We start from the raw sequence: 13,694 nt of genomic DNA, 5'->3' as shown, positions 1-13,694 counted from the left end.
GTGGGTCTGCGCTGATAACCTGATGCAGAAAACCGTAGTTATTAGAGGCATAGTTATTAGAGGCATAGTTATTAGAGGCATAGTTATTAGAGGGGAACCTCTGAAAGGTAAGTGTAATCTGGCCGGGATGGAGTGATATCAACGAATGAAAATTTCTAATATAGCAACCGGGAAGTTACTCCCGGTTGGGCAGCCGATGAATACGAAGAAGACGTTTATTAACAAGCTAAAACAGGATATTGGTTGGATGGCGGTTTGTTGTCGTAAGTGGCCGATATGGGTGGCAATGATATGTTTATCCGCGGTGGCTATCTTTTCTTCTCCCTCAGTGTTTGCCGAGTCACTAAATTGGAACGCTGATACGACCTTGAAAGTCTTGGGGCCTGAGCGGATGGTAAAGCGCAGTGATGGAGTAATCACTTACCCGGCAGCGGGTAAAGCGACATTAGATGTGTTTCCGTTTTATAGGAAGAGGATAGCGAGTAGAACCACCTCGTATGATCAGAAATTTCTGGAGGATGTCCGGTTCCAGCTCAGAGCAGGGCGCGGGGAAATTTTTAAAGTCCCTAGAGTGGTGTCAGGCAGTTACGAATGTACAATTATAGCCAAATCTCATTATTACCATACTAAGCATCCTATTGAAGGAACAGCCATTCAACACTTTACGGTGAGTCTTGATAAGCCATACCCCAATGAAAATCTTTCTCAACCATTATATTTCCAGCCGGAAAATCCTAATAATCAGGATGATAAGAATATAGCAGAGGGAAGGATAAGCGACCTCGATTTTGATGTCTCCTGTCGTGGGGTAAATTTTTCATGGCAGCGAAATCCTGATGAAAAAGTCGCATTTGATAGTGATGATAACGCACCAATTTTGAGTATTTTGGCTGATGGAGAGGAGTTCATGTCGTGGTCCAAACCACGCTTTCCGCCTATCAAAGATCCGGTAACAGTACTGGACCCGCCGGTTTGCGGTTTAGATGCTGGCGATAAGGCCTCTATTTATAATGTAATGAATATGGGAGAGGTACTCCGGTCGCCCGAGCCATATCCGGCACAGCTCCCAACAGGTGGATTCAGCGGGTATGATGGATTTTTTCCTATGAACATTACATGCACTGTAAGCGATAAGCGCAGTACCGGAGGAGTAGCCACTTTGCAGTTTTCCGCCCCACAGCTAGCTGATAATAATGAAAGTATCGTAGTGCCTGACTTCGATAATGCGTTGAGGATTAAAGTGGTACCGACATTGATAGGTGGGAATACTAAGCTGGCGGCACCAAACGCGAAGGGTAGGCCAGTAAAATTTGGTCCTCCAACTAACCCGGCGGATGTTCTGTACTTTACTGTGGGTGATACGCCAAACACCTATGTCTCTCAAAACCAATTTAATGTGGAAGTTTGGCAAGTAAAGGCGTTAGACCCGGGTACTTCTGGTGAATTTCAGACCACTATGAACGCAACGTTAGTCGTGCGATAACGCCTACGATGGCAGGGTATTTAAATATGGCATGGCGGCTTAGTCGCCCGAGTGCTTCATCTCAATAAATCACACTATTTCATTTCTCATGTGGTAACAGATTGACCAGTTAGTCACCAGGGGAGAGTAAAATGACAATCAATGTTAATGATTCAGTGCTGCTTCAGGTGAGCGGCAACCAGACCGATTTGCCTGGAAGTCAGACGATTACCGGCAAGCAGAGTAATCATGGGGATTTTCGTCTGCCTGTCTGCTTGTCTCACTTGAATGATACGCCGTTGTACCTGGCGGTCGCGTATTGGGGATTATTGAAGGGGCGCGGATTTACCAAAAATGAAATTAGTCAGGTGTTTCGGGTGTCAGAACGCCGGGCAAGGGATGTGATGAATTATATCTACAATGAGCGGAGTGATGTGATTTCCTGTGAAAAAGTCTTTTTTCGTGAAAAACACGGGAGTCGGCGTCTGATGCTGATTGTTACGGCAGTCGCTAAACCTATGCCCCAGAGGAACCCGATACTGGTGACAAAAACGGTGAAGTCGGCGAGTTCCCTGACATCAGCACGGATTCATCATATGCGCGCTTGGTTTTTGCAACGTGCTTGCGGTCCGTTTATTTCCTAAAGTGTATGACACATGTGGCTGTCTGGCGGGGCATGATGGAGGATGCGTTTTTATCGATTCTGTGGGTGAAGTCTTGTGGGATGCTGATAAGCCGAGTGGTACTGGTTATCGGCATCTTACTGCTCACTGTCTGTGGGGTGTTGTTAGGCAACAAAGTTCGCTGCTCTCGGTATCCCCGTAAGTTATTAGCGTATTGGTGCCGAACGTGGATTTTACCGCTATTGTTTATTGCTATTGGGCTGGCGTTAATGTTTGGTGTGGGTGGAGACGGTTGGTTGGACCGCATATTGGGTGAGGTTGATTCAGTATTGATTGGTTTATTCTTTGATAACCGAGGTGATGCGCCGCCAGCCCCGTATCCGGCGACGCCATCGCCGATGGCGCCTTATGGGGCTGCTGCGGATAGCGCTTTGGTTGTTCACCCCGCTGATTTGCACGGCTAGTCGGTGCAGTAAATAATAATCAGAAGCAGATTCCCTGAACAATAGGAGAATTTAGCGGGTTTAGTTTCTGTTACGGCTGACTCGCATCACATCCGGCATAATTCGGATTTTACGCATAATATTCGCTAACTGGATGCGGTCTTTGGTGGTCAGCCGAATAAAAGCACAGTAAACCCGGCCATCTTTCTCTTCTGTATTCATGCTCTGAATATTGGAATTTACCGCGTTAATGGCGGCGGTCAGATTTGCCAGCGCCCCTTGATGGTTAAACATATCGACCTTGATTTCAGCAATAAAATCGCTGTTAATATCTTTATCCCACTCTACCGCCATAAATTTCTCAGGCTCTTTCTGATAGCCACGAATATTACGACAGGATTCATGGTGGATAACCAACCCTTTACCGGGGCTGATATGGGCGATAATCGGGTCGCCGGGGATGGGCCGACAGCATTTGGCAAAAGTAATCAGCACGCCGTCAGCGCCTTTGATGGGTAATTTACGTGCTCCTGTGTTATTACTACTATTGTTATTGCTACTACTGGTGTTGCTCTCCTGTGCGCCTAGCAGGTTGCGGGCGACGACGATGCTCATGGTATTGCCGAGTCCGATTTCAGCCAGCAGATCATCTATTGTCGCGAGTTTCATTCTCGTCAACTCTTTATTGACATTTTCCGGTGGAATATCAACCAGCTTTTTCCCATTACCCAACGCGTGATTTAGCAGACGGCGACCTAGCCCAATCGAATCTTCCCGCTTAAGGTTTTTTAGCAATTGGCGAATTTTGGCGCGCGCTTTTGAACTGACGACAAAGTTCAGCCAGGCTGCGTTTGGCCGAGCGCCCGGCGCGGTAATAATTTCCACTGTCTGGCCGTTGGTCAGCGATTGAGATAAGGGATAGGGCTGGCGATCAACTCGCGAGCCGACACAGGCATGACCAATATCGGTGTGTACGGCGTAAGCAAAGTCAACCGGGGTAGCGCCCGCGGGTAATTCCACAATGCGCCCTTTCGGGGTGAAAACGTAAATCTCATCAGGAAACAGATCAGATTTAACGCTTTCGATAAATTCAAAAGAGTTGCCGGCGCTTTGCTGTAATTCCAGCAGACTCTGCATCCAGCGTTGTGCGCGAACTTGCGCAGCGGTACTCGATTCCTTCTGTTCTTTGTAAGCCCAGTGTGCCGCGACGCCCATTTCAGCCATTTGATCCATATCTTCGGTGCGAATCTGGACTTCAACGGGTACGCCGTGAGGGCCAATCAGGGAAGTATGCAAGGATTGATAGCCGTTGGCCTTAGGAATAGCGATATAATCTTTTATTCTGCCGGGGCGGGGTTTATACAGGCTGTGCATCTGCCCTAAAACTCGATAGCAGATATCAACATTGTTAACGATGACCCGAAAGGCATAAATATCCATAATGGAATGGAAACGTTGCTCTTTGAGGTGCATTTTCCGGTAGATAGAATAGAGATGTTTTTCCCTGCCGCTGACTTTGCACTCAATATTGGCTTCGGCCAGCCTGCCGGCAATTTCCGACAGAATTTTCTGGATCATCTCTTTACGGTTGCCGCGGGCCGCTTTTACCACCTCTTTGATAACCCGATAGCGGTTAGGGTGGAGAGCTTCAAACCCTAGCTCTTCTAGCTCGGTTTTCAGGTGGTGAATACCCAGACGATGGGCTAAAGGGCTGTAAATCTCTAACGTTTCCCGGGCGATGCGACGGCGTTTATCTGGACGTAATGCCCCGAGAGTACGCATATTATGGGTACGGTCTGCCAGTTTGATCAAAATGACGCGGATATCCTGTACCATCGCCATGATCATTTTGCGGAAGTTTTCCGCCTGAGCCTCTTTTTTATCGCGGAAATTCAGCTTATCAAGCTTGGAAACCCCTTCAACTAACCCGGCGACCACCGGCCCGAAAGGCTGGGCGATATCTTGAAAGGTGGCGGGCGTGTCTTCAATAACATCATGCAACAAAGCGGCCATCAGTGTTTCATGGTCGAGACGCATTTCGGCCAGAATACAGGCCACCGCGACCGGGTGCGTAATGTAGGGTTCGCCGCTGGTGCGGGTTTGCCCTTCATGGGCATCCCGCGCAACAGTGTAAGCCTGCTTGAGGAGTTCAATTTGACTCCCAGGCAGATATTTTTGGATAAGCAGATTCAGGCTTTCGAACAGATACAAGGCAGACCTACCGTAGATTAACGACGACTTTCCGCGATAGCTGAAACCGCCTGCATTTCTGCGGCTTCCTGCTCTTGTTGTTCCTGGCGCTCACGAACATCCAGGATCTTACCGTTAATCAGCCCCTCTTCCACTTCACGTAGAGCGATAACGGTCACTTTATCGTTCTCTTCCGCAACCAGCGGGTCTTTACCGCCTGTTTGCAGTTGACGTGCTCGACGAGCGGCGACCAATACCAGGTCAAAACGGTTACCAATTTTTTCTACAGCGTCTTGAACAGTTACGCGTGCCATATGTGTGCGACTCCACAGGTAAAGAAATGACTCGGCATGATACTGAAACTTGGTTCAGTCTGCCAATAATTTGCTGATTAAAGCATCATGCCGTTGTGCCTGGCGCTCCCGATGCAGGCGTTCTGAACGGATGATGGTGTGCAGATCGGCCAGTGCCGTATTGAAATCATCATTAACGATTAAATAATCATACTCGTTATAGTGAACCATTTCTGCAACGGCCTGCGCCATACGTTTTTCAATAACGTCTTCACTGTCCTGCCCTCGGCCGCGCAAACGGCGACAAAGCTCCTCTTTTGACGGCGGCAGGATAAAAATGCTGCGGGCAGATGGCATTTGTTTGCGGATCTGCTGTGCTCCTTGCCAGTCGATATCAAGAAAGACATCAACCCCACTGGCAAGAGTTTCTTCAATCACTTTCCGGGATGTACCGTAATAATTACCGAAAACACGGGCGTGCTCCAGAAATTCATTATTATCGATCATCTGGCGAAAGGCTTGTTCCGTGATAAAAAAATAGTGCTCACCATGATTCTCACCGGGGCGTATTGCACGCGTGGTATGAGAAACAGAAACCTGAGTATCATACAAAGGTTGAGTTTTTAACAAAGCCTGAATCAGACTTGATTTACCCGCTCCGCTTGGCGCAGAGACAATATATAACGTACCTTGGATCATGGTGGTATCTTGGTTGATTGGATAACAATTAAATAAAGCAGAATAAAATTCTTATAACAGTATACACATACCCGTTCACACATGTCGCGTTGCCGATGCATTTCCGCCAAAATTTTCTTGAAGAAGGGTAGCCGGTGGATATTTTGTACTGTAAAGGGTTGACTTTTCTGCTTAGGATTTTGCTCTATGGAAAAGTATCCATAAACGGTAAATCGTCGGTTTTCCCCGATCATGGTTCCAAAGAGATTCCTGAACCATATTCAACTTAGTAGGTGACTCAGTTGACGAAGCTCTTCTAGAATCTATTGATGGGTTGGTTACGGCTATTTCTATAGAAATTGACAAACGTCGGCCTATACCTGAAGCATCAGTGTTGGAGGCAGGTGAATACATCGTCACTCTTCCTATTCTCGTCGTAATGAAAGTGGCATTGCATAATGCAATGGTAGAAACAGGAACACGCAAAGCCGATCTTGCGCGACGGCTGGGACAAAAGGGGCCGCAGATTGATCGGCTTCTTGATGTTGAACATTCATCAAAGGTTGAAGTTGTTGAATTGGCTTTGCATCAGTTAAATAGAAAGCTAGATATAGTCGTTAATACTACATTACAACATTAAATAAAATATCACATAAGTTGAGATATTTTGCGAATGAAAATAATTGAAAGAGTAACATGAACAAGTAAGCGGATAATATGATTAAGTGTGAGCGATATTGGTGTTGATTTCTCATTTGAAGTTTTGGAGTTATCGTTTTTAATTTTTATTAGCAAATCAGTATAATAACTGGAATTAAATATTCTGATATTTCAGATTAATAGCAAATAAGATGAATGATAACTCGGTCTATTATCTGTATTGCTTGGATATTCAACCGGGGATTGCTCCCCGGCTGTTTTATTAATGATCTTTATTGATTATTGCTATCCGCTTTTCTCTTCCAGGGGAGATTATCTGGGTTATCACGGGGGGCTGACTTCTTCGGGTTAGCATTTTCCGCACTCGTCGGTCTCAGGACGGCCGGGTCTTTAAACTTATCATTTGGATTATCGTCTGGCGGCGTCCAGAAAGCGACATTATGAATCCAATGGCAGTTGTCTTGCATCTCAATTGACGGCACTCCGTTTTCCCACTTACTTTCCCATTCAAATTTCTCTTCGGGTTTACGTTCCCATGAAAATCCAGCCCCTTTGCAGGTTGCTGTGTAAACCAAATCTGTCACGCTAGATTCCATGACGTTTTGGTCTCCCTGGAACCAGTGGATATCATGATTCGGAACGATAGCATCCGTATAAAGGTTTGCTGTGGCTCGCCCGGGCGCTCCATCTTTACGTTTGGCAACCATCTTACAGTGATACATACCTGTGACCGCATGTGGAACCCTGAAGATTCTGTTTTGTGCTCTAACCCAAAACATGGCATCTTTTAACATCAAATCGCCTGTCGGCGTTGGGAACTCATGATCGTATACTGGCGGGAAGACACCCACTAAGTTAGTGGACCCTCTCGCTGGGTAATGAACCGGCTTACCTTGGTTGTCTTTCCCATTGATGATTGGCTGCCCAAGAGCTTTGAATAGGACTTCTGGGTTCCAGGCGGGAGTCGCAGGGTACCCTAGGTCTTTTACTGGTACTTTAGGGCATTCAGTAGCGGCCAATACCGAGGTGGAAAACAGCGCCCCGATAGACGCGCACATTACCCATGCCGACCACCGGCGATTTCGACCAACATTCTGCTTTACTCTGTTGATGAACGTTTTTTCCGTGTTCATCGGATACTCTGACGGGGATTGTTCCCCGATTGGCATATTAAAAATTTTCATTCTCTGTGATAACCCTGTCCCGGCCAGATTGCATTGGCCTTTTAAGGGTCCTCCTTCTTTAAATGATTATTTTCTGCATCGGATTACCCGTGCAGGCCGTTATTACAGATTGCATTCATATAAGGGTATTGCTGGAACTTATGTTTGAGGAGAAATCGTCTTGATTCATATTACCCTCCTAAATTTAAGGTGGTATTGGATTGACCTTTTTTACCCACAGGGGAGCTTATACCGTAGAACTGAATCCCTTGCGGATTACGCTGATTTTCTATTGCGACTAATTAAGACATAAATAAGTTTAGCAACTCTTTAAGAAAAAGATAATAGAAATATAAAAATATTAAAAAAATGTGATAACGAAAAGTTATCAGCCGATAACTATAGGTTAACGCTAAAGTTGATTGTTTTAAGATCATTTCCCATAGGTAGATGATAAGAGTGACAATAATGAGATTTAGGCGGGAGAATTTAGAGGGGATATACATATTTTTGGCTATTGTTACTTGAATGAGTAACTTAATTAACTAACAATTAATTGTAAGAAAAGAAATAAGGGCTTGTTAAGTTGTTTTCGTAATATCCGCTCTATGTGGCTTATGAAAACTTAGTTATTTTGAGATTTTTAATATTTATTTTTCAAACTATTTCGTACAGTTATTGTCTTTTGAGATTTATTTGGCAGTTGATTATTGATAATAACAGCGGGCGGGTGAGTTGATATTTAAAACGGAATAAGCGATGGGTTGAACCGAGTATTATGGTTTAGCCTTGGTTTTCGTGTTTTTTAGTCACTCCTAATAACAACTATTGCGCACTCAACCGGGGATTGCTCCCCGGCTGTTCTGTTAACGATTTTTATTTATTGCCGCTATCCGCTCTTTTCGTCCCGGATAGATTATCTGGATTATCATTGGCATCTGATTTCTTCAAGTCAGCACGTTCCGTAGCAGTTGGTCTCATGACGGCAGGGTCTTTAAACCGATCATTTGGATTGTCGCTTGGTGGCGTCCAGAAAGCAACATCATGAACCCAATTGCAAAGGTCTTGCATTTTAATTGACAGTGCTGGGTTGTCCCACACACTTTCCCATTCAAATTTCTCTTCGGGTTTACGCTCCCATGAAAATCTGGTCCCTTTGCAGGTTGCTATGTAAACCAGATCTGTCACGCTAGATTCCAGAACATTTTTGTCTCCTTGAAACCTGTGGATTAGATGATTTGCAACGACAGCATCCGTCTCGAGGGTGGTTGTGGCTTTCCCTGCCGTTCCATTTTTAAGCTTGGCAGTCATTTTACAGGTATACTTACCTGTGACCACATGTGGAACCTTGAAGATTCCGTTTGGGGCGATAACCCAAAACAGGGCGTCTTTTAACTTTAAATCGCCTGTCGGCGTTGGAAACTCATGATCGACTACTTGTAGAAAGGCAATTGTTAAGTTAGTGTACCCCCTTGTAGGGTAATGAACTGGCTTACCTTGGTTGTCTTTCCCATTGATGACTGGTTGCCCGAGAGTTTTGAATATGTATCTTGCATCCCAGGGCGGGGAAGCAGGGTACCCTAGGTCTTGTATTGGTACTTTAGGGCATTTAGCAGCGGCCAATACCGAGGTGGAAAAGAACGCCCCGATAGACGCGCACATTACCCATGCCAGCCACCGGCGATAGCGAGCCGTTATTTGGGTAACATTCTGCTTTACTCTGTTGATGAACTTTTTTTCAGTATTCATCGAATGTTCTGACGGGGAGTGTTCCCCGGTTGGCATATTAAAAATTTTCATTCTTTGTGATAACCCTATTCCGGCCAGATTGTCTTGGCCTTTTAAGGGTGCTCCTTAATTTAGATGATTATTTTCTGCATCGGGTTATCCGCGCAGGCCATCATTACAGATTGCATCTATATAAGAGTATTGCTGGCACTTATGTTTGAGGAGAAATCGTCTGGATTCATATTATGCTCCTAAATTTAAGGTGGTATTGGATTGACCTTTTTTACCCACAAGGGAGCTTATACCGTAAAACTTAATCCCTTGCGGATTACGCTGATTTTCTATTGCGGCTAATAAGACATAAATAAGTTTAGCAATTCTTTAAAAAAAAGATAATAGAAAAAGCAAAAAATTAACAGAATATGATAATAAAAGATTATCAGTCGATAACTATTGGTTAACGCCAAAGTTGATTGTTGATGGTGGTTTTTAAGGTCATTTTTACAGGTAAATGATAAGAGTAATAATAATGAGATTTAGGCAGAAGAATTTAGAGGAGATATACATCTTTATGGCTATTATTGCTTGAATGAGTAACTTGATTAACTAACAATTAATTGTCAGGTAGGAAATAAAAGGTTGTTAAGTTGTTGTCGTAATTTTCGCTCTGTATGGTTTATAAAAACTTAGTTATTTTGAGATTTTTAATATTTATTTTTTCAAACTGTTTCATAAAGCTATTGTCTTTTGAACGTGATTTGAAAATTGATATTTTAAATGGAATAAACGATAGGCTGAACCGAAGAATTATGGCTCAGCCTTGGTTTTCGTGTTTTTTAGTCATTCATAATAACAAGGGATCAATCATCATATTCGCTATGTACTATATTGTCTCCCATATCCAACAGATCCCAGGCTAATCTTTGACCATTTGCCCGTAAGACGGTGAATGCGCTGCTGGATACACTTAGGCTGATGATATCTTGTAGTTGGGTTATTCCAGGTGGTATCTGGATATTAAGCTCTTTGAACCCCCAGGCGACCACGCTACGATTTGCTCGTAGAGCTGCGAAAGCATAATGACCTCGCGAGGAATCATCAAGATCGGTTGTACTCAGGCTGACGATATCCTTTAATTTGGCAATCTCAGGAGGGACACTGATAGTACCCCAGGAGACCACACTGCGGTCTGCCCGTAGGGCTATGAATGTGGTTCTTGATGAATATAGGCTAACAATATCTTTTAATGCGGCAATTTCGGGTGGAATCTGACCACCAGAGCTTGGCTCCCCCCAGGCGACGACACTGCGATCTGTACGCAAAGCGGCGAAAGCGCCATTTGTCGCACTTAGACTGATAATATCCCGTAATGAGGCGATTTCTGGTGGGACTTGGCCGCCATAGTCTTGATGTCCCCAAGCGACTACGCTGCGGTTTGCCCGCAGGGCGGCTAAAGCATAAGTTGTTATACTTAGGTTGGTAATATCTTGCCATTTTGCAATTTCAGGAGGTATCGAATATCCGGGCCAGGTGACTACTGTAAGGTCTGCTCGCCGGGCGATGAAAGTATTATTTATTACACTCAGACTGATAATATCCTGTAATTTGGCAATATCGGGCGGAACTCGGACTTTTCCCCAAGAAACCACGCTACCGTTTGCCCTAAGGGCGGTAAAGGTATCATTTGTGAAGCTATATAGTATATTCATTTTGTACTTGCCACGGTTGTCATCTCCGCAAGAGTATTGATTACGGTCTGGCCACCAGGCTGCACAGACATGATCCGAAACGTTATGTATTGAATTTATGCTTATAATGTCCTTTAATTCAGCAATTTCTGCTGGTAATTTGCCGCCATATTTCTGATCTCCCCAAGCGACTACACTACCGTCTGCCCGTAGGGCAGCGAAAGCATAATTTGTTGAACTCAGGCTGACAATATCCTGTAATTTAGCAATTTCTTCTGGAAGAGTGCCGCCATACCTCTCATCTCCCCAAGCGACCACGCTACGGTCTGCCCGCAGGGCTGCGAATGCATAACCTGTTGAACTCAGGCTGACGATATCCTGTAATTTGGCAATTTCTGGCGGTATAGAGCCGCCGCCCTCATCTCCCCAGGCGACCATTCTGCCATTTGTTAATAACATGGCGGTTGCGGTGTAAGTAGAGGTGATGGAGACCTTGTTGTCTTTCCCATTGATGATTGGCTGCCCGAGAGATTTGAATATGTATTCTGCGTCCCAGGGGGGAGTCGCGGGGTACCCTAGGTCTGGTGTTGGTTTACTGGGGTATTCAGTAGCAGCCAATACCGAGGTGAAAAAAAGCGCCCCGATAGATACGCACATCACCCATGCCGGCCGCCGGCGATAGCGAACCGCTATTCGGCCAACACCCTGCTTTACTCTATTGATGAACGTTTTTTCAGTATTCATCGGATATTCTGACGGGGATTGTTCCCCGGTTGGCATATTAAAAATTTTCATTCTTTGTGATAACCCTATTCCGGCCAGATTGCCTTGGCCTTTTAAGGGCGCTCCTTAATTTAGATGATTATTTTCTGCATCGGGTTATCCGTGCAGGCCATCATTACAGATTGCATTTATATATACCCGTCATCTTTCAAGTTGCCTCTTTGTTGGCTGCACTCGCTCACCCCGGTCACATAGTTATCTATGCTCCCGGGGATTCGCTCCCTTGCCGTCGCGATGCATCTTGAAATCCATTGGGTATAAGAGTATTGCTGGCACTTATGTTTGAGGAGAAATCGTTTGGATTCATATTACCCTCCTAAATTTAAGGTGGTATTGGATTGACCTTACCCACAGGCAGTCTGTACCGTAAAACCTCTGCTCAATGGATTAACTAGTAGTCGTATTCATAATGTAATTTATTATCATCAGTCGAACCCCAGCCAACTTTCTGACCATCGGCCCGCAGTACGGTAAATGAGTTTCTTGATGCGCTCAGGCTAACGATATCTTGTAATCGGACAATTTCTGGCGGGACTTGACCACCGTTACCTTCGTTGTTGTTTCCCCAGGAGATTACTCTGCCATTTGGTAATAACATGGCGGTTGCCCCTTTGGTAGAGGCGATAGGCGTATTATTATCAGCGTGACTACTCCTGTTTGGTTGCCAATATTGTTTTATCGTATTACCGCCAGTATCGATGTTTGGTGAGGGATCGTTATTTTGATTCATATTGTTCTCCTAATGATGGTGATATCGGATTGACCTTATTACCCACAGGGGAATTTATGCCATAAAACCTATCCTTTGCGGGTTAAGCTGATTTTATATTGCAACTTAGAGAGAGGTTATCGGCTAATAACTTTAGGTTAATACTAAATTGATTTTTTGGTAGTTGGTTTTAGATTATTTTTTATCGATAAGTGATGAAGGTTAAAATTATGAGGCTTGAACGACGGAATTTAGAGGAAATGTACATCTTTATGGCTATTAATTAATACATGAATATGTAACTTAATCTGCTAAGTATTAACTGTAAAGCAAAGAGTAAAAATCACTAGGGTGATGGTTGTAATATTTTTTTCCAAATTGTTTGGTGGGGTTATTTTATTTTTATATTTATTTGAAGGTTGATTTTGGTAATGACAGAGGGCGATGAAATTAAAAATTAATATGTGATAGGCTGAGTCATTATATTTGGTTAAATCATTGATTAATATTTCGTAATAACAAAATATTACTTAGTAAATTAACTAATCGTATCGTTATGTGCTTTGGTATCGAGGCTTTTCCTGCTAACTCTCCGTTGTTTACCCGCAAGGCTGCTACAAAAGAAAACAAATATGAAAAACCCCCGAAGATGTTTTTCATATCGTTTGGATTAAGTTGTTTTGAAGCCAAAATGCAGTTCACAATTGCAAGCTTTGGCGTAGTTCAATAGTGTCTTAAGTGTTGGGTTTCCATTTCCTTTTTCAAGCCTGGAAATATTCGTTTCTTTTGTTCCCATACGCTGTGCAACTTGATTTTGAGTTAAACCAGCAGCATGCCGCATGCGTAATAGAGTATTAATTAGTTCGAATTCTGGCTCTAGCGCATCATACTCAGCTTTTACATCTGGGTTAGCTAATGCTTTGGATTTTAGAGACTTTAAGCTATTCATTTTGTAACCTCTTTCATTCGTTCATAAGCGAGATCAAGATCCTTTTTAGATATCTTCTGGTTTTTCTTAATAAACGCATGAAGGACAATGATATTTGGACCTTGTAGGTAGCAAAACAATCCGCGTCCAATACCTTCTTGCGCTTTGGCTCGAATCTCGAATAGGCCTTTTCCCATTGGCTTAGTGTGTGGCTCTCCAAGATTAGCGCCATATTCTTCAATGAGCTCAAGCAGTTTTAGCATACGTGCCTGAATTCCGGGTGGCATATCTAGGATCACACCCTCGACACCATCATAGAACTCAATGTTCCAGTTCATATTCAATA

Annotated in this window: 13 protein-coding genes; 4 read left to right on the top strand and 9 right to left on the bottom strand. The window is 44.0% G+C overall.

Features of this window, described 5'->3' with window-relative positions:
- Positions 1-145 precede the first annotated feature (145 nt).
- The 3 genes from V2H77_RS22300 to V2H77_RS22290 all read left to right on the top strand — a co-directional run bounded on the left by V2H77_RS22300 (position 146) and on the right by V2H77_RS22290 (position 2,549).
- Positions 146-1,483: a hypothetical protein gene (locus V2H77_RS22300; protein ID WP_341500526.1), complete on the top strand. Its 1,338-nt coding sequence runs from the start codon at positions 146-148 to the stop codon at positions 1,481-1,483.
- 131 nt (positions 1,484-1,614) lie between these two features.
- A complete protein-coding gene (locus V2H77_RS22295) occupies positions 1,615-2,106 on the top strand; it encodes a CaiF/GrlA family transcriptional regulator (protein ID WP_341500525.1) in 492 nt (163 codons plus the stop codon).
- A 14-nt stretch (positions 2,107-2,120) separates the two neighbouring features.
- A complete protein-coding gene (locus V2H77_RS22290; RefSeq protein ID WP_341500524.1) occupies positions 2,121-2,549 on the top strand; it encodes a hypothetical protein in 429 nt (142 codons plus the stop codon).
- Positions 2,550-2,609: 60 nt separating this feature from the next.
- Here the strand turns inward: V2H77_RS22290 and spoT are convergent, their stop codons facing one another.
- From spoT to gmk, 3 genes are read right to left on the bottom strand one after another with little or no spacing between them, the layout of a single operon-like run.
- Positions 2,610-4,739, bottom strand: a complete 2,130-nt coding sequence (gene spoT, locus V2H77_RS22285) for a bifunctional GTP diphosphokinase/guanosine-3',5'-bis pyrophosphate 3'-pyrophosphohydrolase (protein WP_132346376.1) — start codon at positions 4,737-4,739, stop codon at positions 2,610-2,612.
- Between the two features lie 17 nt (positions 4,740-4,756).
- A complete protein-coding gene (gene rpoZ, locus V2H77_RS22280; protein ID WP_011144672.1) occupies positions 4,757-5,032 on the bottom strand; it encodes a DNA-directed RNA polymerase subunit omega in 276 nt (91 codons plus the stop codon).
- A gap of 54 nt (positions 5,033-5,086) precedes the next feature.
- A complete protein-coding gene (gene gmk, locus V2H77_RS22275; protein WP_341500523.1) occupies positions 5,087-5,710 on the bottom strand; it encodes a guanylate kinase in 624 nt (207 codons plus the stop codon).
- A 370-nt stretch (positions 5,711-6,080) separates the two neighbouring features.
- Between gmk and V2H77_RS22270 the strand changes: the two genes are divergently transcribed.
- Entirely contained in the window at positions 6,081-6,329 is a 249-nt protein-coding gene (locus V2H77_RS22270) for a hypothetical protein (protein WP_341500522.1), read from the top strand.
- A 292-nt stretch (positions 6,330-6,621) separates the two neighbouring features.
- On the opposite strand, the gene V2H77_RS22265 is transcribed toward V2H77_RS22270, so the two are convergent.
- From V2H77_RS22265 to V2H77_RS22240, 6 genes are all read right to left on the bottom strand, one after another.
- Positions 6,622-7,533: a hypothetical protein gene (locus V2H77_RS22265; RefSeq protein ID WP_341500521.1), complete on the bottom strand. Its 912-nt coding sequence runs from the start codon at positions 7,531-7,533 to the stop codon at positions 6,622-6,624.
- A gap of 855 nt (positions 7,534-8,388) precedes the next feature.
- A complete protein-coding gene (locus V2H77_RS22260; RefSeq protein WP_341500520.1) occupies positions 8,389-9,261 on the bottom strand; it encodes a hypothetical protein in 873 nt (290 codons plus the stop codon).
- An 839-nt stretch (positions 9,262-10,100) separates the two neighbouring features.
- Positions 10,101-11,723: a hypothetical protein gene (locus V2H77_RS22255; protein WP_341500519.1), complete on the bottom strand. Its 1,623-nt coding sequence runs from the start codon at positions 11,721-11,723 to the stop codon at positions 10,101-10,103.
- A 379-nt stretch (positions 11,724-12,102) separates the two neighbouring features.
- Entirely contained in the window at positions 12,103-12,441 is a 339-nt protein-coding gene (locus tag V2H77_RS22250) for a hypothetical protein (protein WP_341500518.1), read from the bottom strand.
- Positions 12,442-13,090: 649 nt separating this feature from the next.
- Positions 13,091-13,369 carry a helix-turn-helix domain-containing protein gene (locus V2H77_RS22245; protein WP_341500517.1) on the bottom strand — a complete coding sequence of 93 codons (279 nt, stop codon included), beginning with the start codon at positions 13,367-13,369 and terminating at the stop codon, positions 13,091-13,093.
- A complete protein-coding gene (locus V2H77_RS22240; protein ID WP_049584161.1) occupies positions 13,366-13,686 on the bottom strand; it encodes a type II toxin-antitoxin system RelE/ParE family toxin in 321 nt (106 codons plus the stop codon). Before V2H77_RS22240 ends, V2H77_RS22245 begins: the two co-directional genes overlap by 4 nt.
- Positions 13,687-13,694: the final 8 nt, after the last annotated feature.

The sequence above is a fragment of the Photorhabdus sp. P32 genome (assembly GCF_038085095.1).
In the GTDB taxonomy this organism is placed as follows: Bacteria; Pseudomonadota; Gammaproteobacteria; order Enterobacterales; family Enterobacteriaceae; genus Photorhabdus; species Photorhabdus luminescens.
The sequence above is the reverse complement of the archived record's forward strand: the minus strand, read 5'-3'. Positions and strand labels throughout refer to the sequence as shown.

Coding starts and splice junctions, on each gene's coding strand:
- V2H77_RS22250 (WP_341500518.1), bottom strand. CDS start 12,441: ATGAATCAAAATAACGATCCCTCACCAAACATCGATACTGGCGGTAAT.
- V2H77_RS22255 (WP_341500519.1), bottom strand. CDS start 11,723: ATGAAAATTTTTAATATGCCAACCGGGGAACAATCCCCGTCAGAATAT.
- V2H77_RS22265 (WP_341500521.1), bottom strand. CDS start 7,533: ATGAAAATTTTTAATATGCCAATCGGGGAACAATCCCCGTCAGAGTAT.
- V2H77_RS22240 (WP_049584161.1), bottom strand. CDS start 13,686: ATGAACTGGAACATTGAGTTCTATGATGGTGTCGAGGGTGTGATCCTA.
- rpoZ (WP_011144672.1), bottom strand. CDS start 5,032: ATGGCACGCGTAACTGTTCAAGACGCTGTAGAAAAAATTGGTAACCGT.
- V2H77_RS22260 (WP_341500520.1), bottom strand. CDS start 9,261: ATGAATACTGAAAAAAAGTTCATCAACAGAGTAAAGCAGAATGTTACC.
- V2H77_RS22245 (WP_341500517.1), bottom strand. CDS start 13,369: ATGAATAGCTTAAAGTCTCTAAAATCCAAAGCATTAGCTAACCCAGAT.
- V2H77_RS22300 (WP_341500526.1), top strand. CDS start 146: ATGAAAATTTCTAATATAGCAACCGGGAAGTTACTCCCGGTTGGGCAG.
- V2H77_RS22295 (WP_341500525.1), top strand. CDS start 1,615: ATGACAATCAATGTTAATGATTCAGTGCTGCTTCAGGTGAGCGGCAAC.
- gmk (WP_341500523.1), bottom strand. CDS start 5,710: ATGATCCAAGGTACGTTATATATTGTCTCTGCGCCAAGCGGAGCGGGT.